This window comes from Streptomyces piniterrae, assembly GCF_005048155.1.
Classification (GTDB): Bacteria; Actinomycetota; Actinomycetes; order Streptomycetales; family Streptomycetaceae; genus Streptomyces; species Streptomyces piniterrae.
The window spans coordinates 36,068-61,945 of the sequence record NZ_SUMB01000002.1 but is presented as its reverse complement, the minus strand read 5'-3'; the positions used below and the strand labels follow the sequence as shown (position 1 = coordinate 61,945).

Annotated in this window: 24 protein-coding genes; 10 read left to right on the top strand and 14 right to left on the bottom strand. The window is 68.2% G+C overall.

Annotated features, from left to right (window positions below; translation table 11 throughout):
* Positions 1 to 21: 21 nt before the first annotated feature.
* Both FCH28_RS04640 and FCH28_RS04635 read right to left on the bottom strand, forming a co-directional pair.
* Positions 22 to 918, bottom strand: coding sequence for an alpha/beta hydrolase (locus FCH28_RS04640; protein WP_136739083.1), 897 nt, complete (start codon positions 916 to 918; stop codon positions 22 to 24).
* A gap of 224 nt (positions 919 to 1,142) precedes the next feature.
* On the bottom strand, positions 1,143 to 2,096 hold the full coding sequence (locus FCH28_RS04635) for a helix-turn-helix domain-containing protein (RefSeq protein WP_136738436.1): 954 nt from the start codon (positions 2,094 to 2,096) through the stop codon (positions 1,143 to 1,145).
* Between the two features lie 70 nt (positions 2,097 to 2,166).
* Between FCH28_RS04635 and FCH28_RS04630 the strand changes: the two genes are divergently transcribed.
* Positions 2,167 to 2,499 (top strand): cupin domain-containing protein, encoded by a 333-nt coding sequence (locus FCH28_RS04630; protein ID WP_136738435.1) that lies wholly within the window; start codon positions 2,167 to 2,169, stop codon positions 2,497 to 2,499.
* A 60-nt stretch (positions 2,500 to 2,559) separates the two neighbouring features.
* On the opposite strand, the gene FCH28_RS04625 is transcribed toward FCH28_RS04630, so the two are convergent.
* From FCH28_RS04625 to FCH28_RS04585, 9 genes are all read right to left on the bottom strand, one after another.
* Positions 2,560 to 3,228 carry a histidine phosphatase family protein gene (locus FCH28_RS04625; RefSeq protein ID WP_136738434.1) on the bottom strand — a complete coding sequence of 223 codons (669 nt, stop codon included), beginning with the start codon at positions 3,226 to 3,228 and terminating at the stop codon, positions 2,560 to 2,562.
* A gap of 251 nt (positions 3,229 to 3,479) precedes the next feature.
* Positions 3,480 to 4,091, bottom strand: coding sequence for a response regulator (locus FCH28_RS04620; RefSeq protein ID WP_425471901.1), 612 nt, complete (start codon positions 4,089 to 4,091; stop codon positions 3,480 to 3,482).
* 130 nt (positions 4,092 to 4,221) lie between these two features.
* The gene (locus FCH28_RS04615; protein ID WP_136738432.1) at positions 4,222 to 5,961 is read right to left on the bottom strand and encodes a sensor histidine kinase; all 1,740 of its coding nucleotides are present in this window, start codon (positions 5,959 to 5,961) and stop codon (positions 4,222 to 4,224) included.
* A gap of 152 nt (positions 5,962 to 6,113) precedes the next feature.
* Complete coding sequence (locus tag FCH28_RS04610; protein WP_281289675.1) at positions 6,114 to 8,321, bottom strand: peptidase domain-containing ABC transporter; 2,208 nt, start codon at positions 8,319 to 8,321, stop codon at positions 6,114 to 6,116.
* A gap of 116 nt (positions 8,322 to 8,437) precedes the next feature.
* Positions 8,438 to 9,013, bottom strand: coding sequence for a hypothetical protein (locus FCH28_RS04605; RefSeq protein ID WP_136738430.1), 576 nt, complete (start codon positions 9,011 to 9,013; stop codon positions 8,438 to 8,440).
* 17 nt (positions 9,014 to 9,030) lie between these two features.
* Complete coding sequence (locus FCH28_RS04600; RefSeq protein ID WP_169314051.1) at positions 9,031 to 12,222, bottom strand: type 2 lanthipeptide synthetase LanM family protein; 3,192 nt, start codon at positions 12,220 to 12,222, stop codon at positions 9,031 to 9,033.
* A gap of 376 nt (positions 12,223 to 12,598) precedes the next feature.
* Positions 12,599 to 12,832: a mersacidin/lichenicidin family type 2 lantibiotic gene (locus tag FCH28_RS04595; RefSeq protein WP_136738428.1), complete on the bottom strand. Its 234-nt coding sequence runs from the start codon at positions 12,830 to 12,832 to the stop codon at positions 12,599 to 12,601.
* Positions 12,833 to 13,414: 582 nt separating this feature from the next.
* On the bottom strand, positions 13,415 to 13,663 hold the full coding sequence (locus tag FCH28_RS04590) for a hypothetical protein (protein ID WP_136738427.1): 249 nt from the start codon (positions 13,661 to 13,663) through the stop codon (positions 13,415 to 13,417).
* A gap of 210 nt (positions 13,664 to 13,873) precedes the next feature.
* On the bottom strand, positions 13,874 to 14,653 hold the full coding sequence (locus tag FCH28_RS04585; RefSeq protein ID WP_136738426.1) for an aminotransferase class IV family protein: 780 nt from the start codon (positions 14,651 to 14,653) through the stop codon (positions 13,874 to 13,876).
* 242 nt (positions 14,654 to 14,895) lie between these two features.
* On the opposite strand from FCH28_RS04585, the gene FCH28_RS04580 reads away from it, so the two are divergent.
* The 5 genes from FCH28_RS04580 to FCH28_RS04560 all read left to right on the top strand — a co-directional run bounded on the left by FCH28_RS04580 (position 14,896) and on the right by FCH28_RS04560 (position 19,097).
* Positions 14,896 to 15,660: a DUF3159 domain-containing protein gene (locus FCH28_RS04580; protein ID WP_246102394.1), complete on the top strand. Its 765-nt coding sequence runs from the start codon at positions 14,896 to 14,898 to the stop codon at positions 15,658 to 15,660.
* Positions 15,661 to 15,734: 74 nt separating this feature from the next.
* Positions 15,735 to 16,898, top strand: a complete 1,164-nt coding sequence (locus FCH28_RS04575; protein WP_136738425.1) for a cytochrome P450 — start codon at positions 15,735 to 15,737, stop codon at positions 16,896 to 16,898.
* A gap of 53 nt (positions 16,899 to 16,951) precedes the next feature.
* Entirely contained in the window at positions 16,952 to 17,149 is a 198-nt protein-coding gene (locus FCH28_RS04570; RefSeq protein WP_136738424.1) for a ferredoxin, read from the top strand.
* Between the two features lie 32 nt (positions 17,150 to 17,181).
* Positions 17,182 to 18,420, top strand: a complete 1,239-nt coding sequence (locus tag FCH28_RS04565) for a sensor histidine kinase (protein ID WP_246102392.1) — start codon at positions 17,182 to 17,184, stop codon at positions 18,418 to 18,420.
* A 2-nt stretch (positions 18,421 to 18,422) separates the two neighbouring features.
* A complete protein-coding gene (locus FCH28_RS04560) occupies positions 18,423 to 19,097 on the top strand; it encodes a response regulator (protein ID WP_136738423.1) in 675 nt (224 codons plus the stop codon).
* A 72-nt stretch (positions 19,098 to 19,169) separates the two neighbouring features.
* Here the strand turns inward: FCH28_RS04560 and FCH28_RS04555 are convergent, their stop codons facing one another.
* The 3 genes from FCH28_RS04555 to FCH28_RS04545 form a co-directional block, all read right to left on the bottom strand.
* The gene (locus FCH28_RS04555; protein WP_136739080.1) at positions 19,170 to 19,856 is read right to left on the bottom strand and encodes an HNH endonuclease family protein; all 687 of its coding nucleotides are present in this window, start codon (positions 19,854 to 19,856) and stop codon (positions 19,170 to 19,172) included.
* 160 nt (positions 19,857 to 20,016) lie between these two features.
* Positions 20,017 to 21,177, bottom strand: a complete 1,161-nt coding sequence (locus FCH28_RS04550; protein WP_136738421.1) for an alkaline phosphatase PhoX — start codon at positions 21,175 to 21,177, stop codon at positions 20,017 to 20,019.
* A 440-nt stretch (positions 21,178 to 21,617) separates the two neighbouring features.
* Positions 21,618 to 22,169: a helix-turn-helix domain-containing protein gene (locus tag FCH28_RS04545; RefSeq protein WP_136738420.1), complete on the bottom strand. Its 552-nt coding sequence runs from the start codon at positions 22,167 to 22,169 to the stop codon at positions 21,618 to 21,620.
* A 118-nt stretch (positions 22,170 to 22,287) separates the two neighbouring features.
* On the opposite strand from FCH28_RS04545, the gene FCH28_RS04540 reads away from it, so the two are divergent.
* From FCH28_RS04540 to FCH28_RS04525, 4 genes are all read left to right on the top strand, one after another.
* A complete protein-coding gene (locus FCH28_RS04540; RefSeq protein WP_136738418.1) occupies positions 22,288 to 23,214 on the top strand; it encodes an alpha/beta fold hydrolase in 927 nt (308 codons plus the stop codon).
* Positions 23,214 to 23,642, top strand: a complete 429-nt coding sequence (locus tag FCH28_RS04535; RefSeq protein WP_136738416.1) for a contact-dependent growth inhibition system immunity protein — start codon at positions 23,214 to 23,216, stop codon at positions 23,640 to 23,642. The genes FCH28_RS04540 and FCH28_RS04535 overlap by 1 nt, the downstream gene beginning before the upstream one ends.
* A gap of 394 nt (positions 23,643 to 24,036) precedes the next feature.
* Positions 24,037 to 24,513, top strand: a complete 477-nt coding sequence (locus FCH28_RS04530; protein WP_342781573.1) for an RDD family protein — start codon at positions 24,037 to 24,039, stop codon at positions 24,511 to 24,513.
* A gap of 206 nt (positions 24,514 to 24,719) precedes the next feature.
* Entirely contained in the window at positions 24,720 to 25,181 is a 462-nt protein-coding gene (locus tag FCH28_RS04525) for a hypothetical protein (RefSeq protein WP_136738413.1), read from the top strand.
* Positions 25,182 to 25,878: the final 697 nt, after the last annotated feature.

Genomic DNA, 25,878 nt, shown 5'->3' with positions numbered 1-25,878 from the left:
GTGCTCTTCGGTATCGATGGCTCAGTCCGCCAGGGCGCGGTGCAGTACGGCGCCGAGTTCGGCGATCTGACGCTGCGACACCGCGGCGGACAGGATCGCCTGCGACCCGTGGAAGGTGCCGGGCCACTGGTGCAGCTCGACCGGTACCCCGGCCTGTAGCAGCCGCAGCGCGTAAGCGATGTTCTCGTCGCGGTTGGGACAGAGTTCGGCGCTGGCGATGTAGGCGGGCGGCAGGCCGGACAGGTCGGCGGCCCGCGCCGGGGCGGCGTACGGTGTGGCGGGCTGGGAGCCGAGGTAGTGCCGCCACGCCGTGGTGGCCTTGTCGCGAGTGAACCAGGGCGTGTCGGTGAAGTTCTGCTGCGACCAGGTCTCCTGCCGATCGTCGAGCCCCGGCTGGTTGAGCAGCTGGAACCGGATCGGCGGTCCCTGCTGGTCGCGCGCCCGCAGTGCCACCGCGGCCGCGAGCCCGCCGCCGGCGCTGTGGCCGCCGACCGCGATCCGCTCCGGGGCGATGCCGAGCTCGGCTGCGTGCTCGGCCGTCCAGGTCAGTACGGCGTAGGCGTCGTCGAGGGCGGCCGGGAACGGGTGCTCGGGGGCCAGGCGGTAGCCGACCGAGATCACCATCACTCCGGAGCTTTCTGCGATCCGGGTGGCCCACGGGTGTTCGGTGTCCAGGTCACCCATGACGAACCCGCCGCCGTGCAGCCAGACGATGGCGCCCTGTGCCTGGTGCGGGCGGTAGATCCGCACCGGCACGTCCGGATCGGCGGGCACCGTGCGGTCCTCGATCTCCATGCCTGTGGTGTCCGATGCGGGGGCCGAGGCGGCCAGCTTGGCGAAGTTCTTGCGGTCGTTGACCGGGTCGGTGAGGTCGGCTCGCGGGAACAGCGGGATGAACGCTTCGAGTTCGGGGTCCATGCCGGACATCTTCACCGGCGCCCCTCCCCGGGATCATCCGCCAACTGTCGGGCATCCGACTCGGATTACGCACCGTTCGGCGCCATACGAGGGCGCATAAAGGGTCCTGACGCTGTGGAGCTGACGGTAAGGGGGAGTCCGCTCCGTCGCGCGCGTCCAGCACGGCGCCGATCACTCTCGACGAGCAGGACTCCGGCGGGGGCCACGGACCACGGACCACCCGCCTACAAAGTTTCGCCGAAGGCCCGTCGATACGCACCGGGTGTGGTGCCGAGAGCCGCCCGGAAGCGGCGCCGCAGGTTGACCGCCGAGGCGAGCCCGACCTTCGTGGCGATGGCTTCCACCGGAAGGTCGGTCTGTTCCAGAAGTACTCGTGCCGCGTCGAGGCGCCGGCCGAGCAACCACTGACCTGGGCTGGTGCCGAGCTGTTCGGCGAAGCGCCGGGCGAGGGTTCGGCTCGACAGTCCGGCGCGCTCGGCGAGTCGGTCCAGGGTCAGTCGGGTGTGGAGCTGGGAGGTGGCCCACTCCAGCAGTGGTGCCAGTGACTCGTCCACCCTGGCGGGGGCGGGCTGTGCGGCGTACTGGAGTTGGCTGCCCTCCCTGTGGGGCGGCAGCACCATGTGCCGGGCGATCTGGGCGGCGTAGGCCGCGCCGTGGTCGGAGCGTACGAGGTGCAGGCACAGGTCGATGCCCGCGCCACTCCCGGCACTGGTCGCCACGTCGCCGTGGTCCACGTACAGCACGTCCAGATCCACCTGCACCTCGGGGAATGCGGCGGCGAGTTGGGCGGTACGGCGCCAATGGGTGGTGGCGCGGCGGCCGTCGAGCAGTCCGGCCTGGGCGAGGACGAACGCCCCCGTGCAGATGGCGACGATTCTCGCCCCGCGCCGGTGGGCGGCCCGCAGCGCCTCCAGGACCGTCGACGGCACCGGCATGCCCGGCGGCTGCCAGCCCGGGACGATCACGGTGTCCGCTTCCTCCAGGGCCGACAGCCCCGCGTCGACGAGCATCGCGATGCCGACGGTGGTCGGCAGGGGTCCTTGGCGCTCGGCGCAGACCCGGAAGTCGTAGTGGTCCGGCAGGTCCTGCCGGACGGTGCCGAAGACCTCGGCGGCGCAGGCGAGTTCGAAGGGGGACTGGGGCGAGTTGAGCAGAGCCACCACTCGATGACGGTTCATGGCAGAAAGATACCCAGAGATGTCTATCTGGACTCTCGGGCGGCGGCCTGCCCCGGGCCACAGTGGTCCCATGAGTGAAACCACTGAAACGCCCGTATTGAAGACCACCGTCCAGGTCGATGAGGTCGCACCGGTCGAGATCGCCCCCGGGATCGTGCGGCACAGGCTGCCGAGGACGGAATACGCCAGTGGCTGGCTGATCGACTTCGCCCCGGGAACCGAGTGGCCGGAGGTCGATGTGCACGCCACCGAAGAGCGCTACTACGTGCTGAGCGGTGAGGTGATCGAGGGAGAGGAACGCCACGGGCCCGGTACGTACGTGGTATTCGCACCGGGCAGCCGCCACCGGCCCCGCACCGAGAAGGGAGCACGGATTCTCGGGTTCACTGTGCTGCCCCGCTGACCTGGGGCAGGGCCTCGTAGTTGCGGGTCAGGCGGCAGTGCCGCATTGGCCGGCCGAATGTCAGATGTGCAACTCGGAGGGAAAGCCCGTCCAGCGCAGCTCGGTCGGCAGATGACGCATGTCGTTGGACAGGAGGACCGTAGCCGGCCGACCGGGCGCGTATCGGATGACCGTAAGTGCCGCGTTGCAGTAGTTGAGGCCGAGCCAACGCCACTTCGGTGCATGCATGGCATCCCGGACGAGCCAGGCGACCAGGAAGTTGTGGGTGACGACGAGTTCGTGCCGGTCCTCTTCGCCGTCCACCGGCCCGGTGAAGAGATCCAGCGCCTTGCGTGCCAGCGCAGGCCCACGCTCCCGCTCCTCGTCAGTGGCACCAGCGAGAAAGCGGAGGTAGAAGTCTGCTGATTCCGCAGGAAGTTCGTCTCTTCCGGGCACGTAGGGCACGTAGTCACCGGCGACTTCCGAGACTTGCAGAGGGACGTTCTGCAGAGGGGCGTTCCGCCGAGGGACGTTCTGCAGAGCGGCGTTCTGCAATTGGTCGTCAATCAGGCGTGCGGTCTGCTCTGCCCGGGGCAAGGGACCGTGCCGAACAGCTGCGAAGGGGATGTCCCGGAGGCGTCGGCCGAGCAGCGTGGCTTGCCTACGGCCGGCCTCTGTCAGCTCGCTCTCGTCCGGCGATGCCTCGCCGTGCCGGATGAGATAGAGGTAACGGGTGGCCGTGCCGGTCATCGCCAACTCCTCTGCGTCCACTGGCGATCTTGTCCATCAAGGGACGCTGCCTACTCCAGTGCCGGTTCCCTCCACCCATCACTGAGGCACGCTCCAGTCCAGGCGCACCGGCACGGGTCCGGGTGGCGGTACGGCATAGCAGGGCCATGGAACCTCGATGCGGAACCGGCCCGGCAATCTGCACCCCTGCCTCGGACCCTCCGCCGAGCGAGCGAAGCAGGGATTCATCTGCCCAAGGCCCCGGGCCGGGCTCACCCCATGAGCCCGGCCTGGTGCGCCAGCAGCGCCGCCTGTACGCGGCCGCTGCACCCCGTCTTCTCCAGGATCGACCGGACGTGGGTCTTGACCGTTCCCACGCCGATGCCGAGCCGGCCGCCGATCTGCGGGTTCGACAGCCCCTCCCCCAGCATGACCAGCACCTCCCGCTCCCGGTCCGTCAGGCCCGCCACCCTGCTGTCCGGGGCGACGGCTCCGCCGCCGCTCAGCATCCGCCGGATGACGGTCCCGGTGACGCCGGGCGAGAGCACCGCATCCCCCGCGGCCGCCGCCCGCACCGCACGGATCAGCTCCTGCGGCCCTTCGTCCTTCAGCAGGAAGCCGGTGGCGCCGGCCCGCAGGGCGCGGGTGACGTTCTCCTCGTCGCCGAAAGTGGTCAGCATGAGCACTTGGGGCGCGGGGGCAAGGGTCACCAACTGCTCGACGGCCGCCAGTCCGTCGAGTACCGGCATGCGGATGTCGAGGAGTACGACGTCGGGCCGGTGTTCGGTGGTGAGTCGGACGGCCTCGGTGCCATTGGGCGCCTCGCCCACCACTTCGATGCCGTCGGCGTGCCGGAGGATCAGCCGTACGCCGTGCCGGATCATCTCCTCGTCGTCGGCCAGCACCACCCGGATCACGGAACCCGCACCGGAAGCCGGAGGACCCGAATCCGCCCCGGAAGCGGTACGGGAACCGGCCCCGGAATCCGCGGAGTTGTCCTGGCCCTGGTTCTCGTCAGTCATGCGTCGTGCTCCTACGGGGCCGGTTCGGTGACCTTTCCGTCACCATGGGGACGGTGAAGCGGTCGATCGCGATCAACGTATCGGAGCGGAAGCAGTAGCGGGCGATCTGCACCCGGCCACCGATGACCGTCCGGTCGGTGTACGGATACAGGCAGTCGGTGGCGGAGCGGGGCCGCGGCGGCTCGTGCCCGGCGGCGGCAGCGCGCGTGATGGAGTCGTCGCCGGCCACGTTGCGCTGCACCTGGTCCCGCGACATCCCCACTCGGGGCGGCTCGGGGTTCCGGTACGCGGGACCCTGCGCGTTGACCACCAGTACGACTCCGAACAGCATCATCAAGCCCACCCCGGCCAGCCCCAGCAGCCCGGTGATGGCAGCGGCGAGCCGCCGCTGGAAGACGTCGAGTCCTCTGCTCGGCTCGTCGGCACCGGCGCTCGGCCCCCTCTCGTACGGCAGCACGTCCGACGGCTCCGCGCCGGGTCCGGGGTCGGCTGGGATGTCGGCAGCCACGGCGAAGCCACCGCCGGGCGTCCGGTCGGCCTCCAGGTCACCGCCGAGCAGCGCCACCCGCTCCCGCAGCCCGACAAGCCCGCGCCCGGTGCCGAGCCCGGTTGCGGCGGCCGGCGGCACGGGCGGCACACCGTTGCGTACCCGCACTTCCACCCGTTCCCCCGTGTGGCGGACGATGATGGTCACATGTGCCCCGGGCGCGTACCGGTGGATGTTGGTGAGCGACTCGCGCACCACCCGGTGGACGGCCCGTCGTACCCGGGCCGGCCGCGCGTCGAGATCCGGCCCCTTCCAGGAGAACTCGACGGGGATGCCGACGCCGCGGGTCTCCTCGACCAGTGCCTCGATGTCCGCGCGCGTACCCGTCGCGTCGGTCAGCGCATCGGTGCCGGTGTCCCGTCCCAACGGGACCAGGACGCCCAGCACCTCCCGCAGCTCCTGCATCGCGTCACGGGCGGCACGGCCCACTACAGCGGCCTCGTCCCGCAGTCCCGGCGCCTCCCTGCCGAGCGCCAGCTCCAGGCCGCCCGCATGCAGTGAGACCAGGCTCAGCCGATGCCCGACCAGGTCGTGCATCTCCGCGGCGATACGCGACCGCTCCCGCACCCGCGACTCGCTGTCCGCCAGCCGCCGCGCCTCCTCGGCGGCGGCGGTACGTTCCCGCAAGGCCCGCCACAGCCGGTCCTGCTGCCCGGCGGAGACACCGACCAGCCCCGGCACGATGACCGTGGTCGCAGCGAGTACCGCCCCCAGTGCCAGCCCGAACGACCAGCTGCCCAGCCCGGGCACCAGCACCGGCGTGCAGACGGCGCCGCTCACCATCGTCAGGGCAGCCGACCCGAGCAGCAGCGCGGCCCGCCGTCGCGGCGTCTCCATCTGCCGGGTCGCGGTGTAGGCGGCCACCGCCGTCAGCGGCGCCACGGCGGGCACCATCCCCATCAGCACGGCCAGCCCGACCACACTGGCCACCGGGAACCGGCGCCGCACCACCACCAGCCCGACGCCGACGAGCCCCAGGGCCAGCACCGCCGCCCAGCCCACCGCCAGCCTACGGTCGATCTCCGACTCGCCCACGTAGACGAGCAGCACCAGCGCCCCGGCCAGGACCGCCTCCCCCGCCGCCCGGCACCACCACCGCCCTCGCTCCCCGCACCTGGCGAAGAGGCTTCGGGCCGAGCTTGGGGGCGAGGGGTTCTCACTGGCAGGTGGGGCGCTGGACGGCATAACGATGATTATTGGGGGCCGGGCACCTGGTTTCCCTGCTACCTGAGGGTGAGCCGCCTCTGTCCAAAGGTAGAGGGCCTACCCGAAGACACGCTGGGACGGCAAGGCTCAGTGAGGCTGCCAAGGCCGCTGAGGCCACTAAGGACAGCAGTTCATAGCAGGTCAGCGGCGCCAGGGCTCGGCCGTGCATCCGCGCCGGACTCGATCTGCTGGCGTACGAGTCTCGCGTAGTGGCCGCCTCGCCGGAGCAGGTCACGGTGGCGTCCCCGCTCCACGATGGTTCCCTGGTCGAGCACCAGGATCGTGTCGGCATCGCGGATCGTGCTCAAGCGGTGCGCGATGATGATTTGGGTACAGGCCAGGGTGCGCAGGTTGTCCGCGACTTTCCGCTCGGTCTCGACGTCCAGATGACTGGTGGCCTCGTCGAGCAGGATGATCGCCGGTCTGTGCGCGATTGCTCGTGCTATGGCCAGCCGCTGTCGCTGACCGCCGGACAGGGCACTCCCGCCCTCGGAGATGAAGGTGTCGTACTGCATCGGCATGGCCATGATGTCGTCGTGTATGACAGCCAACTCGGCAGCGGTGACCACTCGCTCGCGCTTGAGCATGGGGTTGCTGAGGCCGATGTTGGACAGGATCGACCCGCTGAACAGGGCGCCGTCCTGCAGCACGACGCCGAACTGGCGTCTCACCTCTTGCCGGTTGACATCCCGCAGCGAGACGTCGTCGTAAAAGATGTCCCCCTGTGTGGGGACATAGAGCCCGAGCATCAGCTCCCCCAGTGTGCTCTTACCTGAACCGGACAGCCCGACAATCGCGATCCTGTCCCCGGGCCATACGGTCAGGTCGACGTCATGCAGCACCTGGGGTCCTGACTGCGAATAGCGGAAACCGACGCCTTCCATCCGCAGGTGCCCCGACAGCCGTGGGGCCGATAGTGACACGTTTGGCGATTGCTCCGGTTCCGCCTCGGTCACGTCACGTATGCGGTCGAGGTTGGCGCTGACGAGCTGGAACTGCTGGGCACTGTCCACGAGAGTGGTGAGCGGCGCGAAGAACGCGGCGGCCAGAGCCAGGAGTGCCACCATCGTGCCCACGCTGATCGATCCATTGAGGACCTGCGTGGCACCCACCCACAGCAACGCGAGCTGTCCGAACAGGGGAAGGGACCCCAGTATCGAGGCCACGGTGCCGGAAACGTAGTTCTGGCGAAGCGAGATGTTGAGGTGGTCGAAGAACAGGTTCGACCAGCGGCCGAAGGCCTGTTCTTCGGCGCCGGCGGCTTTCAGTGTTCCGATGCCGACCATCGCTTCGCCCAGGTATCCCTGGGACTTTCCGAAAGCGGCCAGCTCTCGGCCCGCCAACCTGCTGATGGTGCCGTTGCTGAGCATGAGGACTATCGCCCCCAGCAGGCCGATGCCGAGCGTGAGCAGGCCGAACGGCGGGGACTGCCAGAGAAGGAGGAGCAGGTAGAACATCACCAGCCCGCTGTCCATGACGGTGGACAGGAGTTGATTGCTCAACAGTTCGCGCAGCATGGCGTTGCTGGCCACCCGGGAGAGCATGTCGCCGGTCGACCGCTGCTGGAAGTATTTGTAGGGCAGTGCGAGAAGGTGCTCGACGAAGCCGAGCATCATACCGACGTCGATCCGCGCCCGAAGGTATACGAGCAGCCATTCCCGTAGCAGCGTCGCGACGGTCTGGGCGAGAAAGATCACGACAATGCCGATCGCCAGGACAGGCATGACGTTGTGCATCTGGAAGGGGAGGACCTGGTCCACCACCACCTTGGTCAGGATCGGCAGGACGAGCCCGAGCAGGATCAGCAGCAGGGAGACCCCGAGCAGTTGAACAGCTACCCCGGGTGCCTGTCGCAGGTACCGGAGCGCGTACGCCCGGAAAGGCGTGCGGGGTGCGGGCGCACGACGGTCGAAGGCTGCGCCTGGTTCGAGGAGCATGACCACCCCCGTGAACCCGGCGTCGAACTCGTCCTCCGTCAGCCGGCAGCGTCCTCTGGCGGGATCCACCACGTCGACGTGCTTGCGCGACCATCGTTCGACGACGAGGAAGTGGGTGAACTCCCAGTGGACGATGGCGGGGAGGGCAACGAACCGGAGGTCACTCCGCGGCAGCGAGACCGTTCTCACCCGCATTCCATTGTCGCGCGCGGTCCTGACGATCTCCAGCGCGGAGAGGCCGTCGCGGCCTACGCCGCAGCGCGTCCGCAGTTCCGACAAGGAGGTCCCGCAGCCGTAGTAGTTGAGCATCATTGTCAGGCAGGCGAGGCCGCATTCCACCTCGCTCATCTGTCTGACCTCGGGAACTCTCCTGCGGTGCGCCCAGCGGGTCCTTCCGGTCACGGTGGAGAAGGGCCGGAGCGGTGTGCGTCGGGTGCGCTGCTCCGATTCCTCTGACGCCGCGCCCTGTGCCGCTCGCCGGCGTGGTCGGCGACTGCTGAACCAGGCGAACGGGTTCGTCACGAGGCACCGCCGACGGGATTGCCCAGTCCGGTGAAGAGGGTCACGAGTCGCTGCGACCCGGTCTCCACCCGGGCGGTCAGGATGCTCCCGCCGTAGGTGGCCGGTGGCAGCGACTGTCTGAGCCGCACTATCGCGACAGTCCAGGGCTGCCGAACGGTGTCGGCCCCGGGCTCGTATCGGTACTTGGCTCGCGCCGCGTCAGGGCTGATCACGCCCGGCTCGACCCGGACGACAGCACCCGAAGCGGACGGTCCCGAAGAGCCGATCCGGGCGTGGACCGCCTGCCCGACGCGCAGGTGCGCCGGTTGGTCCGCCGGCAGGAACAGGGCGGCTGCCGTCGTTCCGCCGCTACGTCCGGACCGGGCATCGTTCTGGAGAATCGTGCCCTGGGCGCCGACGTAGGTCGGCACCCGTATGAACCAAGCCAGTGCCGTGGTGACGATCAGCACGGCCAGCAGCAGCCAGAGGCAGACGATGACCGGCCGCAAGGTGAGGCGAGGTACGAAGTCCTTCTCCGTACCTTGCCGGTAGGCCTGGATGGCTCTCTCCCGGAAGATCACACGGTCGGCCACGACCATGTTCCTTTCTCTCAGCCCTGCGCTTGCCACCGGGGAGGAGCCAGGAGAAGAACCGACGGCACCTTGTCGGGCTCGGCCAGCCGCAGCAGCTCGTACCCGATCCCCGCCAGTCCGGTCATGAACCCGGGCGTCTCCACCCCGAGGGGCACTCCCGCCACGAAGCCATTGGCCTCCATGCTCGCGACGACCGACCTCGTCGCTCGTTCCAGAGCGTCATGATCTTCAGGTCTGTTGAGCAACCTCGCCGCCATCAGGAGAAGTTCGAGGTTCCCCAGCGCACCGTGGCAGAGCGAGTGGTTCATGGCGAAGCCGTACTGTTTCGTGGCGCTCAGGGCGATGTCGATGTCGTCTCGTGTCGTCGCGTCGGCCAGTTGATCCAAGGCGGCGAGGCGTGCCAGACCGATGCCTGCGGCACCGTGGCACCAGGCCACCATGCTCTTTCGAGGTGGCTCGCCGGCCGGCGGAGCGGGGTCGGTCGGGTTTGTCCGGGGCTCGAAGACGCGCAGGTCTGCCCAGTTGTTCAGCTCGGGAATGAAGAGGCTGCGGTCGTAGCCGAGAGCGCTGAGAGCAGCTCGCCGGAATCGGTGCTCGCTGCTCTGGGCAGCCAGCTGCAGAAGGCTCAACGCGATGCCGGTGGTGCCGTGTGAAAATCCGCCCAGCGGCGGTTGATCCTCCAGGGTCGCCCAGGCGATCCCTCGATGCGCGGGCTGTGCCGTGGCCAAGAGCCGCTCGCCGCAGCGGATCGCCGCATCCAAGGTCCGTGGTGAGGGACGGACCGCGTGCAGGCTGAGCAGTGAGAGGATGCACCCGGCTGAGCCGTAGACGATATCCAGGGAACGGTCCCTGGAGATGGCCGACGGCAGTCCCTCGACCAGTTCGGCCGCGTCGTCGAGGAGGTCCTGTTCGGCCCACAGTACGCCCAGGTTGGTGAGGACGTAGATGACCGAGGCCAGGCCGTCGAACCCGCCAACCGCCGGAGGAGGTCCGCTCTCGTCCGGCTGCTCCCGGAGCTTGAGCCACTCCCGTACTTGAACTCGTACCGATTTCAGTGCCCGATGTGCGAGGAGGGTGACGGCGGGCTCGCCGGTAATCGCCCCCAGGTAGCCCAGGGAAAGTGCGATTCCGCTGGCCCCGGAATAGAGGTCACTTCCCGAAGGGAAGAGGCCCCAGGCGGAGTCGTCCAGGGGGCCCACGCCGAGCCAGTGCGCGCCGTCTTCGTTCTGCAGAGAGAGCTCGCCGAGACGCCTCCCGACGGAACTCGCCAGTGTCAGCAGATGTTCTCGCTCCACCTGCCTCGTCACCGGGGAAAGCTGGTTCACCGACGGAACATGTGCAGGTCGGCCGATCCTGTCCTCACGATCCATGAGCAGCGTGGCCATCGACGCCTCGATGATCCAGCGTTGCTTGGCCAGGTCGTCATCACCGAGTTGTGCCACTCTCTGCTGGACCAGATCGAGGCTGGGCGCGTCGAAGAAGTCCTCGAAGCGTTCCCCTTCTGCGGTGAGCAGCGCCCGGCTGCCTGGGCAGGTGTGGAACAGCGGGATGTCACCGTGCCACAGGTCCCGCTGTTCCGCGGGGATGAGGGGAACGAGATAGGGACGCTGCGCCGCTTGAGCCCACAGGTGATCGTAGAAGCGATCACGTGCGAGCGCGTCACGCAGCAGATCCGGATGGAAGCTCTCGTACCAGAGGAGGCCGTAGACATTCGTCGAGCGGAGGACAGCACGTGTCTCGTCGTGGGCGAAGCGCGGGAGCTGCTCCGCCAGCAGAGCCGCCCTGTTCTCGCAGAGCAGACGGTACATGCGGGTGAAGCCTGCGAGCACGGCGTCCTTGTACCGCCAGACCTCGACGTCCTGGTCGTCCAGACGAGGCCGGTTCTCGCTCACGGGTAGCTCGGCACGCCTTCGGCCCACCCGCATTTCATCCGTCCCCGGCTTTTCCCAGCTGACGGTCGGATGCGGGTTCAGCTGCCCCGATTGACCGCCCAGGCCGCTGATGTCCACGCCGATGGAATCCTGGTCGGACCAGTCGCGCCGCGGTAGCAATCCGACCTGCCACACGGAACGATCCAGCGCTCCCGCCGCAAGGTTCTGCTGAGTCGGTCCCCTGGCGCGGACCTGAGGATGGAACAGGGCTTCCAGGTCCACGGGCATCGGATGCTCACCCGCAGCGAGCAGGTTCTCGTTGTGCAGGTCGGAGGCGTCCAGGGCGTACAACAGCGCCAGGTAGCTTCCCTGACGCTCGTAGAAGCGCACGACCTCCTCCTCACATGTGCAGGAGGCCGCCTCGATGAACTCCGACCAGCCATGGTTTCCGCGGTCGACGAGCTTCAGCGGCCGCAGGCTGGGCTTGGCGCCCCGGTCGTTCAACCAGGACAGCAACTCCTGGAAGTGCACGTCGACACCCAGCGACCTCGGCTTGTACAGCAACTTCAGCCCCGATCCGAACCGCAGCAAGAGCACACTGCGGCCCCGACGATGCCGGTCGCCCTTGTCGGCCTCCACGTCGACCAGCGGCCCGGGATCGCCGCCCTGGGCGAAGGTCGTGCGGATGGACTGCCAGTCCGCGCACAGTCGCGTCAGGAACTCGCTCAGGTAATCGGCCCACTGTTCCGACGTGAGCACCAGTTGACGTGCAAGTACCGGGTACTTGGCGAGGAGCCTCACGACCGAGCCTGTCGAGGCTTCCTGGCCAAGCCGCCGGATGAAGTCCTCGAAGCGTTCCTCCGGTGTCTCGCCTCTCAAGTGTCCTTCCAGGCGGGCGACATGCAACTCGAGCAGGAGCGGTTTGCTGAGCTGGAAGAGGATTTGGGGCGCGATATTCGCCAGGAACACCCTGGGAAGCACGTTCATTTCGAAGGGGACGGACTCGAAATCTCCGCGCAGCCCGCGCGCCCTTTCCTGGAGACGGTCAAGAGAGTGCCGGAGAAGAGGGCTGATCGCCGGCAGACATCCGGCGAGCGGATGATCGGCCTCAATCTCCTCGACGGGCAGCGGCGCCGGCTTCCTGGCGGAATCCGGGTGCGAGAATGCCTGCCGGAGAACGACCAGCCAGTCCGGGGGTTCCTGAATGTGGGCCTTCAGACTCTCCGCAGGCTCCGCCAGCAGAGCCAGCAGATCACGTTCCGACAGTGAGTCGAGAGCCAGCCGCTGTGCGAACAGCGGCTCCTGCTCGAAGGGCTTCTGGCTCTTCCAGGCATGCAAACGACCCAGCGCTCCCTTGAGGTGGAGGTCCGAAGCGAGAGCCCTCCCCGTGGCGCGGGGGCCCTGTGCGCCACGACGTTCAGGGAGGGAAATCGCCCGATACCACTCGGGGGCCTGCCACACTTCGTCCGCTCTCATAACCCAGCCGCTCCCCTCCACGTTCACCCTCTGCTCAGCCCGGCACGCCAGCGGGGGCTGCTGGACAGCGTCCAACAGCCCCCGCCACGTTCATTTGGCCCTGACCGCCAGCATCAGGGCTTCGCGCCCTGTCGGCATACATGCTCAGCTGCGGAGCTGCGGCCGGGCCCGCTCTGCACATCAGCCCACGTGTTCCTGTGCACTACGGGTCGTGTGCGTATGCCCACACATCCCGCAGTCAGCAGTTGCAGGGGCGGGGCGTTGCGGAGTTACCGCGGGTCGAGACACAGGTCTTGGTGTTACAGCCGTGGCTCTTCCCACTCTGGTCGCCACCCATAACCTGGCCCAGCTCGGCGTCGGTGAGCTCAATGCTGCCCGCCGGGTTCTCCGGCAGTTCGGCCAGCTCTGCGGCGCTCAGGCTGTTGCGGTACTCCGGGTCCTCCCAGACCCGGACGATCTTGCGGAGACTCATGAGACGACCCCCTTGTCGTCCTCGACTTCTCTTGTCGACCGGGGTTCACCGCCGTTCGGGCACCCATCAGCCGCACCCCACGCGGTGGGGCTCCGGGTTGTGGTTCGAAGCGCAAACCATCATCACCGCAGGACATTTGGTAGCCCAGGAAGCCACGAACACGACCTGATAGCGCATCACCAAAAACCCCGACGTTGTATCAGCGCTTCTTGCGGAATCGGCAATGTATGCACCACCCGCCGACGAGTCAGCGTCGAACGCGGACGCCGCGGGGAAGGTGCACCGGCCCTTTGATCCCGTACACAGGATGTAAGGACATCTGCCCGCCGTGTGATGCTCGGGCAGCTGCCCAGAGTCTTATAAGTCAAGCCTTACTCTTGCGTCCGCGCCATGTCAAACGGCACGGCCGTCGACGCCCTGACCTGGTCAAACGTGTGCCACAGCGGCAGAGCCGCGAAATCACCGGGCGGGTAGGCCACCGCCCCGGGCCAGGGCGCCCGGATCAGGTCGTCTCCGGCTACTCACCGTGCCTGAGGTGACGAGCCGACTGTCCGCTCGTCACCTCAAGCTCGCTTTGCGGTACTAGCCGATGAACCTCACCGAGTCGATGGGGACATCGTCGAGCATCGGACTGGTGTCGTGCGGCGGGATCTCTGCCACAGGGGCGCTGGGGTCACGGTCGCTGTAGAGCTCGGCGAAAAAGTGACTGTCGTTGCTCGCGCTCCGCGCTGTGAATCCGGGCTGGAGTTTGTGGTCGCCCGTAGTGGCTTGCACGTCGTTTTCCTTGCCCGACATTCCGGGGTCGCTGAACAGCCTCAGAGTTTCCGACATGGTTCATCTCCTTACCGCGTTCGAGCTACCGTGATCCCCCGCGTTTCAGGCTAGGAGCGGGATGGGTGTTCCGCCATTCGGCGACTTTTGCCTGGTCAGAGCACCCCAAGGGACGCCCGACGGGCCGGGAGGCCGCTGTCTCGCACCGCACGCATAGTCGTGCCCCGCACGCACAGTAACGCGCTGCACGCACAGTCACGCGCCCCAGATCTAGAGCTGCTCGCCGCGCAGGGTGAGGAAGGATTCGCGCAACTCGACGATTACGGGGTGTTCGGCGGTCAGCTCGTTGTCGTCGACGGCGCTGATCGCCCGCACGCCGATGGTGGTGTTGGTGGCGAACGCGGCCTGCATGTACGGGAGTTCGTCGATCGCGACCGGTGCGACGGTGTGGGCATGGAGGTCCTGAAGCAGGGCCATGGTGACGCCGGGCAGTACGTCGGCCTCGGGCCACACCACATGGCCGTTCGCGTCGATGAAGCCGACGTTCCAGGTGCCGCCTTCGGATACACGTCCGTCGGGGTCGACGAACAGGGCGTCGTCGAAGCCGGCCAGCTGCGCGGCACGCCGGTGGTGAAGGACACCGAACAGGCCGGTGTGCTTCACCTGCGCCACATCCCGCTGGTAGCGGATGGTCTTCACACGCAGCGGAGGCAGGGGCAACGCTCCCGCTGGACGGTGGGTCACCAGCACATGGGGGTCGTTGGCGGCGGCTGGATTCCCGATGTCCAGGCCGGGATCGAGGATGGTGACCCGTACGACGAATGCCCCGGGCTTGTCGCCAACGGCCTCGCGTACGTAACGGCGTACCTGGTCGGGGTCGAGATCGGCGCCGAAAACCGTGCGGCAGTCGCTCACGAGTCGTTCCAGATGCCGGGTCAGACCGCGAACGTGCTGGTCGTCGACGCGCATCGAGGTGAAGTGACCGTAGTTGGTGAGCGCGAGCGTACGCAGTGCGTCGGGGTCTGCCGGGTGTCCGTCCAAGAGCGCCATGCCCATCAGTGTGTCAGCGGAGGCCGGTGGTGAGCGTTCGATGTCCGCGCTCGTCGTCTGCGGTCGTCGTCTGCGTTCGTGGTACGCGCTGCCGGCCTCGTACTGCGTTTGCGGCAGGCCAAGAGTCTGCGGACGGGCGACGACAGCCTCGGGGGCGGGACGGCACGGTGGACGTTGTCGCGAGCGGGACAGTGCCGCAGGCGGCGAAACGCGCACTGCCTGTCGAGCAGCCTGGAGCAGCCGTGGACCCCGAAGCAGCCGTGGCCCCCGAAGCACATCATGTGGAAGACGGTGCGGACACTGTACGGGCCGCCGCACGCGACCGACTGCGTGCGGCGGTAGTCGATGTCGCGCCCGTCTTCGGATTCACCGTGAGCTTCGGCCTTACCCACCACCTTGCCGTCGCGCTGGTGCTGGCCTTCGCGGCCGGGGCCGGGGTCAGCGTCTACCGGATCGTGCGCAGGGAACCGGTGTGGCGCGCACTCGCGGTTCTCGGCCTTGTGTGTGTCCAGAGTCTTCTGGCCGCACAGACCGGGGACGCCACCAACTTCTTCCTGCCGACCTTGATGGTCCACTGCGTGACGGCCACGGCGAACGCCGTGATGCTGTTGCTCGGCCGACCGCTGATGGGCGTGGTGATCGGGCTGATCACGAAGGAGGGCACCGGTTGGCGCCGGTGCAGGGTGCGGCGCCGGGCGTACGCCAAGGGCACCCTGGTCATCCTCACCGGGAGCCTGGTGATGCTGGCGATCCAACTGCCGCTGTTCCTGTCCGGCCAGGCCGTCGGGCTGGGCTTCGTCGACAGCATCGCGCCGCTCGTCCTCGCACTCGATGTGCTGCTCGGCTGGCGCGTCTACCGGCGTGCCGTCGCTGAGCACCACTGCGGCACCGACAACCACCGCACCAACGGCCACATCGAAGACCACCTGAACGACCTCACGAACGACTGCGTGAACGACCGCATGAGCACCGAGACATCCCCAAGCCTGGAAAGGATCCTCCCGTGACATCGACCCAACCCACCGGGACGCAGCCCACAGCGACACAACCCACCGGGACACAACCCACCAGGACGCAGCCCATGGTGCGGACCTGCCCCTTCGACCCGCCGGAGGAGTACCGGACGCTGCGCGAGCAGGAGCCGATCACACCGGTGACCCTTCCGGAAGGTACGGCCGGCTGGCTGGTCACCCGGTACGAAGACGTGCGGAAGATCCTCACCGACCCGCGGTTCAGCGCGAAGCGCCGTTTCGCGCGGACCGGCGACCCCACGGCGGACGACGCACCGGCACCGCCGCCCCCTCCCGGGTCGTTCATCGTCATGGACCCGCCGGAGCACACCCGCTTCCGGCGGCTGCTCACCGGACAGTTCACCGTGCGCCGTATGAAGCAGTTGACCCCCGCGGTGGAGCAGATCGTCACCGAGCAGCTGGACGCGATGGCCGAAGCCGAGGGCCCGGTCGACCTCGTCCAGGCCTTCGCCCTGCCCGTTCCCTCGCTGGTGATCTGTGAACTGCTCGGTGTGCCGTACGCCGACCGTGAGGAGTTCCAGTGGAACTCGGCCACACTCCTCCGGCTCGACGCGAGTTTCGAGGAGGCCCAGGCAGCACAGCAAGCGCTGCACGGGTACATCCGTCGACTGGCGATCGCCAAGCGTGCCAACCCCACCGACGACATCCTCAGCGACCTGGTGCGGACCGGCGAGCTGACCGACGACGAACTGGCCGGTGTGGGCGCGTTGTTGCTGCTCGCCGGGCATGAGACGACCGCGAACATGATCGCTCTGGGCACCATGTGCCTGCTGCGCAACCCGGATCAGCTGGCGGCGCTGCGCGCCGATCCGGCACTGATGGGCGGCGCGGTGGAGCAACTGCTGCGCTACCTGACGATCGTTCAGTTCGGCCTGCGTCGCACCGCGCTGGAGGACGTCGACCTGAACGGCCACAAGATCAAGGCAGGCAGCACCGTGGTCGCCTCCCTCACCGCCGGGAACCGGGATGCGGCACACTTCACCGGCGACCCGGAGCAGTTGGACGTCCACCGGCCGTACGGCCCGCATCTGGCCTTCGGCCACGGTATCCACCAGTGCCTCGGGCAGCAGTTGGCCCGGGTGGAGATGAAGGCCGCCCTGTCCGCGCTGCTGGACCGGTTCCCGACACTGCGGCTGGCAGTGCCGGTGGAGCAGGTGCCGATGCGCGACAACATGCTCGTCTACGGCGTCCGCGAGCTGCCGGTGACCTGGTAGGTCCACATATCACTTCACTCACCCATCGCCTAGACCTCACTCGGAGAAGCTCGATGAAGATCGTCATTGATCAGGACAGGTGCGTGGGGGCGGGCCAGTGCGTGCTGGCCGCCGCCGACGTCTTCGACCAGCGGGACGAGGACGGCGTCGTCGTACTGCTCGACGCCCTTCCCCCGCAGGAGTCACAGTCCCAGGTCGAGGAGGCCGCCGCCCGCTGCCCCGCGCTGGCGATCGAGGTGGTGGCGGAGTAGTGCCCGTCTTGGGTCACATCAGGGAGCCACCCATGACCGCGGCTGCGTACGGTGTGGGAGTGCAGATGGTCAACCGGCTCATGGAGTGGCAGCGGGCGGCCCGGCAGCCCCTCGGCGATCTGGTCGTTGCGGTGACCTGCTTCGTGCTGGCCACCCCACTGGCCGTCGTCTTCGCCTATGCCGAGCACACTCCGGTCCCGTGGTCCGTCATCGCCCTCGCCATCTCCTGTGTGCCGCTGATCGCCCGCAGCCGCCTGCCGCTGACCGCTGTCGTCATGACGGCGGCCCTCCACCTGGTCCAGTTCGCCCTGTTCCCACTCCCCCGGCCGATGCCCGCCGCCACGGCCGTCGCGCTCTGTACGTTGGCGATCCGCACCGACCGACGTCGTGCCTGGCGCGTCGGCGTGTGCGCAGCCGTCGCCTTCATCACCGCGTCGTTGGTTCTCCGCCCTGACGTGGAGAAGCTCCCGCAGGCCATCGCTCTGATCGCCTGGACGCTGCTGGCGGTGGCCGTGGGCGACGCCGTCCGCAGCCGCCGCGAAGTGCTCGCCGCCGCCGTGGAGCGAGCCGAACGGGCCGAGCGCACCAAGGAGGACGAAGCCTGCCGCCGGGTCACCGCGGAACGCATCCGGATCGCCCGGGAGCTGCACGATGTCGTGGCCCACCACATCACCCTGGTCAACGCCCAGGCGGGCGTCGCCCATCACCTCATGCGCACCGACCCCGAGCACGCCTACCAGGCACTCGAACGCATTCGGGACACCAGCCGGGCGGCGCTGGACGATCTACGTGCCACCGTAGGACTGCTCCGGCATGGCGAAGACCCGGTTGCGCCCCGCGAACCCGAGCCCGGACTGGCCGGTCTCGACGGTCTGCTGGACTCCTTCCGGCACTCCGGTCTCGACGTCACGCTGGCACGCACCGGGAATCCGCGCGAGCTGTCACCGATCAGCGATCTGACGGCCTTTCGGATCATCCAGGAGGCGCTGACCAATACGCGCAAGCATGCCGGGCCGGCGTCGGCTCGGGTCCGCCTGGACTTCCGTACCGATGTCCTGCGGATAGCCGTCGAGGACGACGGCCGCAGCACCGCCGCAAACGTAAGCATCGACGGACCAACCCATGCCACCGTCATCCACAACGGCCACGGCGTGATCGGGATGCGGGAGCGGGCCAAGGCCGCCGGCGGCACCCTCGCCGCCGGACCGCGCCCCGGTGGGGGCTTCCGCATCGACGCCGAACTGCCGCTGCGCGCCGGCCGAAAGGGCTGACCATGACCATTCGTGTGCTGCTCGCCGACGACCAGGCGCTGCTGCGCGGCACCTTCCGGATGCTCATCGACTCCGTGCCCGACATGGAGGTCGTCGCGGAGGCCGCGACGGGACGCGAAGCCATCGCACTGGCCCGTAGCCACCGTGCCGACCTGGTGCTGATGGACATCCGGATGCCCGACCTCGACGGCCTCGCCGCGACCAGGCTGATCAGCGAGGACGAGGATCTCGCGGGTGTGAAGGTCCTGGTGCTGACCACCTTCGAGAACGAGGAGTACGTCGCGGAGGCGCTACGCGCGGGGGCCAGCGGCTTTCTCGGCAAGGGCATCAACCCCGACGAACTCCTCGAAGCCATCCGTGTGGTCGCCGCCGGCGACTCCCTGCTCTCACCCACAGCGACCAAAGCCCTGATCGCCCGGTTCCTGGCCCAGCCCGAACCGCCCTGCCGGGCCGCACCACCACAACCGGTTGCCCCCCTCACTCCGCGGGAGCGCGAGGTGGTCACCCTGGTCGCAGCCGGCCTGTCCAACGACGAGATCGCCGAACGCCTCTTCGTCACGCCGGTCACCGCCAAGACCCATGCCAACCGCGCGATGACCAAGCTGGGCGCCCGGGACCGGGCCCAGCTCGTGGTCATCGCGTACCAGACGGGGCTGGCCCGACCCGACAGTCCCTGACTTCCGCCGGCGATGGTCCCAGGGTTACGGGGAATTCCCCGGGCCGGTCGGCCACCACCCCCGGCGGTTCGGTCATGACGAGCAGGTGTTGAGCATGCTCTGCAGCGCTGTCTTCTCGCCGGACTGGAGGGTCAGGCCCCAGTGGTACTTGGACCGTATCCACATCTTGGAGTAGGTGCAGTGGTAGGAGGACAGCGGTGGCGTCCAAGTGGTCGGGTCCTGGTCGCTCTTGGACTGGTTGACGTTGTCGGTGACCGCGATCAGTTGGGGGTAAGTGAGGTCGTTGGCGAAGTCCTCGCGCTTGCTGGTCGTCCACGAGCTGGCGCCGGAGCGCCAGGCTTCGGCGAGGGGCACCACGTGGTCGATGTCGATGTCGGATGCCGCGTGTTCGGTGATGCCGTCATACGGGCTGTACCAGCTGCCGGAGTCGGGGTAGCAGTCGCTGCCGACCACTACGTTCGTCCCATCGCGTTTGAGTACTTCTTCCCGTGTGTTGCAGGTGCCGGAGATGGTGATCCAGTGCGGGAACAGGTCGCGTGAGTAGCCGGTCATGCTGCCTTCGGTGGCCACCGTCAGCGCGTTGAGTTCGGACTGGGCGGTTGTCTTGCCGGGGATGTTGGGCGGGGTGGCGTAGGCCGGGGTGGTCAGTGTCGTCGTCGACAGGGCGAAGGCGGCCAGCGTCGCAGCGGCCGGGCCGAACCAGTGGCGGCGGGACAGGGCGCGGGGACGGAACACAGATCCTCCTTGGGCGCGGGGCATGGGCACGGGGCACAGGGCTTGAGGCACGGGTGGGGTGAGGACTCCGCCTCCGGCCCCGGCGCATGAGCCGGGCCGGAGGCGGCTTTCTGCCTGGTCAGGCGGCCTTCGGGTTGTTCACGGCGAGCTGTTGCCCGCGGCTAGCTGTTGCTGTTGCTCACGTCTAGCTGCGGAAGGGGCCGGTGACCTCGTAGGTGATACCGCCCGTGGAGCTGCCGGACGTGCCGCGCTGGCTGGAGAAGTACAGGCGCGATCCGTTGGGTGAGAAGGCCGGTCCGGTGATCTCGGAGCTGGACTGACCGGTGATGCGCAAGAACGGCGCGACGATGTCGTCCGGGGTGATGATGCAGATCTCCATGTTGCCGCCGTCCTCGGCGATGAACAGGTCTCCGGAGGAGGACCCGGTGACGTTGTCGACACCGGTGAGCGGGGCGGGGCCGGGGTTGACCAGGTTGTCGTCGTAGGCCAGCTCGTAGGTGCTGTTCGTCAGGTTGAGCTGCCAGACGCGGTTGTCGCCCTTGGTGGTGAACCAGACGGTGTCGCTGGCGTAGTGGCAGCCCTCACCGCCGTTGAACCGCTTCGCGCCCGAGACCTGGTTACGGGTCGTGGTGGGCGAGCCGTCCGGGTCGGGCACGGTCGCCCAGCTGAAGGAGCCGGAGGTGCCGGTGCCGGCCACCAGCGCCTGGAGGGTGCCGGAGGACAGATTTCCCCAGGTCGTCGGAATGAACCGGTAGAAGCAGCCGTCGGTTTCGTCCTCGGTCAGGTAGATCACCTGGCGCCCGGGGTCGGCGGCGGCCGCCTCGTGCTTGAACTTGCCCAGGGCGTCGCGCCGTATGGCGGCGTCCACACCCCACGGGTCGGTCTCGTAGACGGAGCCGAGGGAGACCTCTTCGCAGGAGAGCCAGGTGTTCCATGGGGTGGCGCCACCCGCACAGTTCTGCCGGGTGTTGGACAGGATCTGGTAGGCGGCGGTGACGGTGCCCGCGGAGTTGAGCTTGACGGCGCTGACCTTGCCGCCGGGGTTGACCTCCGAGTTGGACACGTAGATCCAGCCGCTGCCGTCGGCGAAGCAGGCACCGCCGTCGGGGGCGTTGTGCCAGGTGTAGGAGGTGCCGGAGACGACCTGGCCGGAGCGGGCAATGACCCGGCTGGTGAAGCCGCTGGGGAGCTGGATGCCGTTGGCGTCGGCGGCGCCCAGCGCGCCGTACGGGCCGGGGCCGTTCTGGGCAGGGGCCGCGTAGGCGGCACCGTGCATGAGGGTGCCGCCGAAGGCGGCGGCCGAGGTGCCGATGACGGCTCCGCGCAGGAAGGTACGACGTTCCACATCTACTCCTTCGTCAAGGGAGAGCGAAAAATGAGGAGTTGAGCGCCTTGCCGACTGGTCACCGGGGAGAACCTACGGCCGCCGTGACTGGCCGATCAGGCTCCCGTAGGCGAACTCTTCCTGGCCGACCGGTGAGTAGGTTTCGCGCAGAAACGATCACGCGCGCACCAAATGAACGAGCGGGGAACTTCTCCCGCCTGGCTGATACCGCATGCACACCCCGCCCATCGGAAGGACGAGGCCAGGAGCCCCTATCGACGGCCATGACGGCATGCGATCCACCACGGCAGCCGGCGGTGGCACTCCCGTCTCCGTCAGCACTCCCGGAGCGTCGCGCCGATGACCTGCGCCTGGCTCCGCTCGCCACGACCGAAGAAGCAGCCCCTATTTCTCAGACCCTAATTCTCGGGCCCTATTTCTCAGACCCTGGTTCTCGGACCCTAGTTCTCGCCGCCGACTGCGGCCGGTTCCTCGGCGGGGAACAGAATGGGGCTGATCAGGTAGCGGGTGCGCTCGGGAGAGGGGTCGTTGGCGATCCGGCGCACCAGCACGTCGCGCATTTCGTCGATCAGCGAGCTCAGTTCGTCCCGGCTGAGCCACATCGCGTGCTGGCGGTAGCCCACCAAGTCGGCAGCCGGGGCGGCACCAGGCCGGTCGAGGTAGGCATTGAACTCGGCCAGCAGAGTTGCCATCGCCACGGCGAACACCCGCCGGTGGTCCTCATTCGAAACAGCGGCGGCGGTGTCGGCGTCGATCATCGCCCGCTCACGCGACAACCGGTAGCGGCGCTCCACGGCGCCGCGCACCCGTTGCTCGCCTTCGATCTCCAGCAGGCCACCGTCGGCCAGAAGTCCGACATGCCGGTAGACGGTGGCCTTCGACACGTCGGGCAGCAGCGAGCTCAACTGCGAGGTGGTCAGCGTCCGGCCACCGGACATGGCGTGCACAATGCGCAGCCGCACGGGATGCAGGAGCAGGTCGACCTTATCCATAGGTGCACGATCTCATGAGTTCCACAGGCGTACGATCTCACGAGTGATACCTTTCTCAAACTTGAGAATAGAGTGGGCACAGACCCGTCACACTCACCGGCACCGCATAGGAGCAGCCATGACTCACACGCCACCTCCCCTGGGACGTCTGCACGACATCGGCGGCGGTCGCCGCCTGATGCTGCACCACTCCGGTGCCGAAGGGCCGAACCACTCCGGTGCCGAAGGCCCGACCGTCGTGTTTCTGGCAGGAGTTGGATTGATGAGCCTGGACTACCTCAACATCCACAACCGCGTCGCGGAGCTGACCACGAGCGTCCTTTACGACCGTGGAGGCAATGGCTGGAGCTACTCCGTCGAGCTGCCCCGCACCGCAGCCGAAGTCACCGACGAACTGCGCGAACTGCTTCACACGGCTGGTGTTCCCGGCCCTTACCTGTTGATCGGCCACTCCCTGGGCGGGGCCTACGCGCGCCACTACGCAAGGCGTTTCCCCGACGAGGTGGCCGGCCTGCTCCTGCTCGACCCCTTCCACGAGGACATGGCCGCCCGCGTTCCCCGGCAGGCGCGGGAGAGGCTGGACGAGATGCTGGATCAGATGGGGAAGCAGGAGTTGGCCGAGCCCACGCCGGAGCAGATGGAGCAGTCCCGCGCCCAGTTGGTCCAGCACTTCGCCGCCTGGCCGGAGCCGGTGCGCGAGCCCCTGGTGGAGCGTCATCTCGCCACCTGGCGGGCCGCCTCGCGCGAGAACCAGAACCTCTACGACAAAGTCGCCGCCGAGTTCCGGTCCGCCCCGGCCACCCCTGACGTGCCGCTGATCGTGCTGACGGCCATGGGACACGATGCCACCCAGGCCCATCTGTGGCCCGCGGAGCTGCTGCGCGAGATCAACGAGGGCAAGCGTGCCCTGCACGCCGAGGTGGCCGCGGAGTCCTCTCGCGGCGAGCAGCGGATACTCGACGACGCAGGGCATGGATGGCTACACGAGGAACGCGCGGACGCGGTGATCCAGGCCGTCAACGACCTCTTCTCCATGGTGGGTTGATGACACCGCCACCGCATCTCGACCGCACGCTCGACGACCTGGACCCGCCGCGCTGGCCGACACGTGCCGCCGACGCGACCCAACTGGTCCGCAAGGTACATGGGTTGCGGCGCGTTCCGCTGAGCGAACTCGGTCCGGCGGATCTGCGCACACTCATCTCGCAGCAGGTGGCCCTGCCGTACGTCCTTCCCCTCGCAGTGGCCCTACTGCTCGAGGAGCCACTGTTGGACGCCTACTTCTACGAAGGAGACCTGCTGCTGGCCACCGTCGATACCCCGGCCTCCGCCTGGGCCCTGCTACCGGACCTCCGCGCGCGCCTGCGCACCGTGATCACGGCACTGCCGGAGACAGCGGTCGCCGACCTGCCTCGCGGCGCCGCCGAGGAGCTCGCCCGCTTCGTCGCGGCCCCCATCACCTCACCGTCCTGACGAAGAAGCGGGAGAAGGGATCCGCAAGGTGGTCTGAGTAGCCGCAAGGTGGTCTGAGTATCTGCACGCCGTACTGCGCCTTCCAGGTGTGTCTTGACTGGACAGAGCCAAGACACACCTAGAAGGATTGCCGGGAGTACCGCAGGCATCGTCGGGGGGGCGGGCCAGGGAAAACCTGTTTTACCTCCGAGTCAAGCCGCGTCGTCCAGCTGACACATCGGAGGAAACCCACAGAATGAGCTTCGGCAACCCGAACACCCCCCATGGCCAACAATCGCCGCAGGCACAGTATTACGGGGCTCCACAGCAGCCGGCCCCTCCGCAGCAGCAGCCGGCTCCGTACGGTTACCCCCAACAGACCGCGCCGGGCTACGGCCAGCCTCCGCAGCCCGCAATGCCCATCGGGCCCGGGGTGTACGCGAGTTGGGGCAGCCGTTTCGGTGCCTTCCTGATCGACTTCCTGGTCGCCGGTCTGGTGCCGCTCATTGCGGTCATCACCGCGGTCATCCTGGAGAGCTCGTTGAGGGGCTGCCTGGGCGACTCTGCGTGCCAGGCGGCCAGGGAGAAGGAAAGAGTCCCCATCATCATCGCCCTGCTGGTGATCGCCGTCGTATGGGCCATCGCCGCCAACATCGTCATCCTCGTCAAGGAGGGCAAGGGCGCGTCACCGGGCAAGAAGGCCATGAAGATCCGACTCGTCCGCGAGGTCAACGGCCAGCCGCTCGGCTTCGGTATGGCCCTGCTGCGCCGGATCTGCCACGGGCTGGACAGTGCGGCATGCAGCATCGGCTACCTGTGGCCGGCATGGGACGCGAAGGGCCAGACCTTCGCGGACAAGGTCATGCGCACGGTGGTCATCAGCACCGAGTAGGCCGGCGCCGAGCCCGCCCGCCGGTCGTCCCTCATCCGCCCGAAGGCCCCCCTCGCATCCACGCGAGCGGGGCCTTCGCGCGGCCGGCATCCAATGGTCGAATGAGTGCGGCTCTGGCAGCGCGCATCTCTCTTGGTCGGCTGGTCAGGGCGCTCGATCGACCTCCCTCTGACGGCCGATGGCGCCGTGCATGAAAACCTGTCGGGATGGACGCTTTCGCAGACCGGCTCAACGCCGCGTGGGAGTGGTGGTCCGCCGCCATCGAGGAGTCTCAGGAAGGGCGCTGGGTCCGTGATGCCGTGGAACGGCAGGTGATGAAGGACATCCGAGCCGCTACCAACGCCCTGCATGGCGGACGGATGGCCCCGTTCACCGACGACTCGTGGCATGTGCGGATCGGGCGGATCGCCAACTGGGCCGGGGTGTTGAGGTTGGCCGCGCGTGCAGGCGGATGGGAACTCCAGCCCGTCGTCGGACACCGCCCCCCGCACCCGGCGGGCATGGCCGAGTTGCTGTCGGGCATCTACGCGGTCGGCGAGCAGGGCGAGGTGTGGATGAAGCAGCTCCCGGCGGGCGTGGTGCCGCCTGAAGGCGAGATCGCCAAGGCCGAGGGCTTTCTGACCGGGCCAGGGTCCATTGAGGATCTGGAGCTGTTCTTCTACGACTGAGGAACTCGGGCGGGACGAGGGCTGAGGAACTCGGCAGGGACGAGGACGGAGAACCTCGGCGGGGGCGAGGACGGAGAACATTGGTGGGGACGAGCGCCGACGCCCGTCCGGCGAGGGTGCGTCTCCCGGACGGGCGCTTGCCACGGACGCGCGCGTGCACCCCGACACGGACGCGCGTGCACCCCGACACAGGTGCCCGTGCGCCCCGACACGGATGCACATGAGCCCTGCCACGGATGTACCTGCGCTCCCCGAACACGACTCGGCCGAACACGACTCGCCCCTCGCTCCGCCCCCGCAACCCGCCACTTCCCCGGCCCCCCAGCCCCGGCCCCGGCCCCAGCCCCGGCCCCGGCCCCGGCCCCGGCAAGCGGATGAGCCACTGACACACACCCCCCGGATTGCCGCAACGCGGGGCAGCGACCATGATCGGTCCTGTATGTTCCGCCGCCCCGCCGCTCCCGCAGCCCCCTCCCGCCGTCTGGAATATCCGTGCCGCTCCTCCGTTCCCTGCCCGCCTCCGGTCCAGCGCGGACGACGGCCCTGGCAGTCGTAGCGGTGGGCACGGCGGCCCTGCTGGGCGGGTGCACAGCGCCCGGAGCCCCCAAGAGCGCTGGTCACACTCCTGTCGCCTCCGCTCCGGCACGGCTGTGGCCCAAACGCTCGCCCGCGCCGCCACCCTCACCGGACCCGGGCG

Bases quoted from the DNA above. Each gene is read 5' to 3' on its own strand.
- FCH28_RS04640 (WP_136739083.1), bottom strand. From the start codon at position 918: ATGGACCCCGAACTCGAAGCGTTCATCCCGCTGTTCCCGCGAGCCGAC.
- FCH28_RS04635 (WP_136738436.1), bottom strand. From the start codon at position 2,096: ATGAACCGTCATCGAGTGGTGGCTCTGCTCAACTCGCCCCAGTCCCCC.
- FCH28_RS04630 (WP_136738435.1), top strand. From the start codon at position 2,167: ATGAGTGAAACCACTGAAACGCCCGTATTGAAGACCACCGTCCAGGTC.
- FCH28_RS04625 (WP_136738434.1), bottom strand. From the start codon at position 3,228: ATGACCGGCACGGCCACCCGTTACCTCTATCTCATCCGGCACGGCGAG.
- FCH28_RS04620 (WP_425471901.1), bottom strand. From the start codon at position 4,091: ATGATCCGGCACGGCGTACGGCTGATCCTCCGGCACGCCGACGGCATC.
- FCH28_RS04615 (WP_136738432.1), bottom strand. From the start codon at position 5,961: ATGCCGTCCAGCGCCCCACCTGCCAGTGAGAACCCCTCGCCCCCAAGC.
- FCH28_RS04595 (WP_136738428.1), bottom strand. From the start codon at position 12,832: ATGAGTCTCCGCAAGATCGTCCGGGTCTGGGAGGACCCGGAGTACCGC.
- FCH28_RS04590 (WP_136738427.1), bottom strand. From the start codon at position 13,663: ATGTCGGAAACTCTGAGGCTGTTCAGCGACCCCGGAATGTCGGGCAAG.
- FCH28_RS04585 (WP_136738426.1), bottom strand. From the start codon at position 14,653: ATGGCGCTCTTGGACGGACACCCGGCAGACCCCGACGCACTGCGTACG.
- FCH28_RS04575 (WP_136738425.1), top strand. From the start codon at position 15,735: ATGGTGCGGACCTGCCCCTTCGACCCGCCGGAGGAGTACCGGACGCTG.
- FCH28_RS04570 (WP_136738424.1), top strand. From the start codon at position 16,952: ATGAAGATCGTCATTGATCAGGACAGGTGCGTGGGGGCGGGCCAGTGC.
- FCH28_RS04565 (WP_246102392.1), top strand. From the start codon at position 17,182: ATGACCGCGGCTGCGTACGGTGTGGGAGTGCAGATGGTCAACCGGCTC.
- FCH28_RS04560 (WP_136738423.1), top strand. From the start codon at position 18,423: ATGACCATTCGTGTGCTGCTCGCCGACGACCAGGCGCTGCTGCGCGGC.
- FCH28_RS04555 (WP_136739080.1), bottom strand. From the start codon at position 19,856: ATGCCCCGCGCCCAAGGAGGATCTGTGTTCCGTCCCCGCGCCCTGTCC.
- FCH28_RS04545 (WP_136738420.1), bottom strand. From the start codon at position 22,169: ATGGATAAGGTCGACCTGCTCCTGCATCCCGTGCGGCTGCGCATTGTG.
- FCH28_RS04540 (WP_136738418.1), top strand. From the start codon at position 22,288: ATGACTCACACGCCACCTCCCCTGGGACGTCTGCACGACATCGGCGGC.
- FCH28_RS04535 (WP_136738416.1), top strand. From the start codon at position 23,214: ATGACACCGCCACCGCATCTCGACCGCACGCTCGACGACCTGGACCCG.
- FCH28_RS04530 (WP_342781573.1), top strand. From the start codon at position 24,037: ATGCCCATCGGGCCCGGGGTGTACGCGAGTTGGGGCAGCCGTTTCGGT.
- FCH28_RS04525 (WP_136738413.1), top strand. From the start codon at position 24,720: ATGGACGCTTTCGCAGACCGGCTCAACGCCGCGTGGGAGTGGTGGTCC.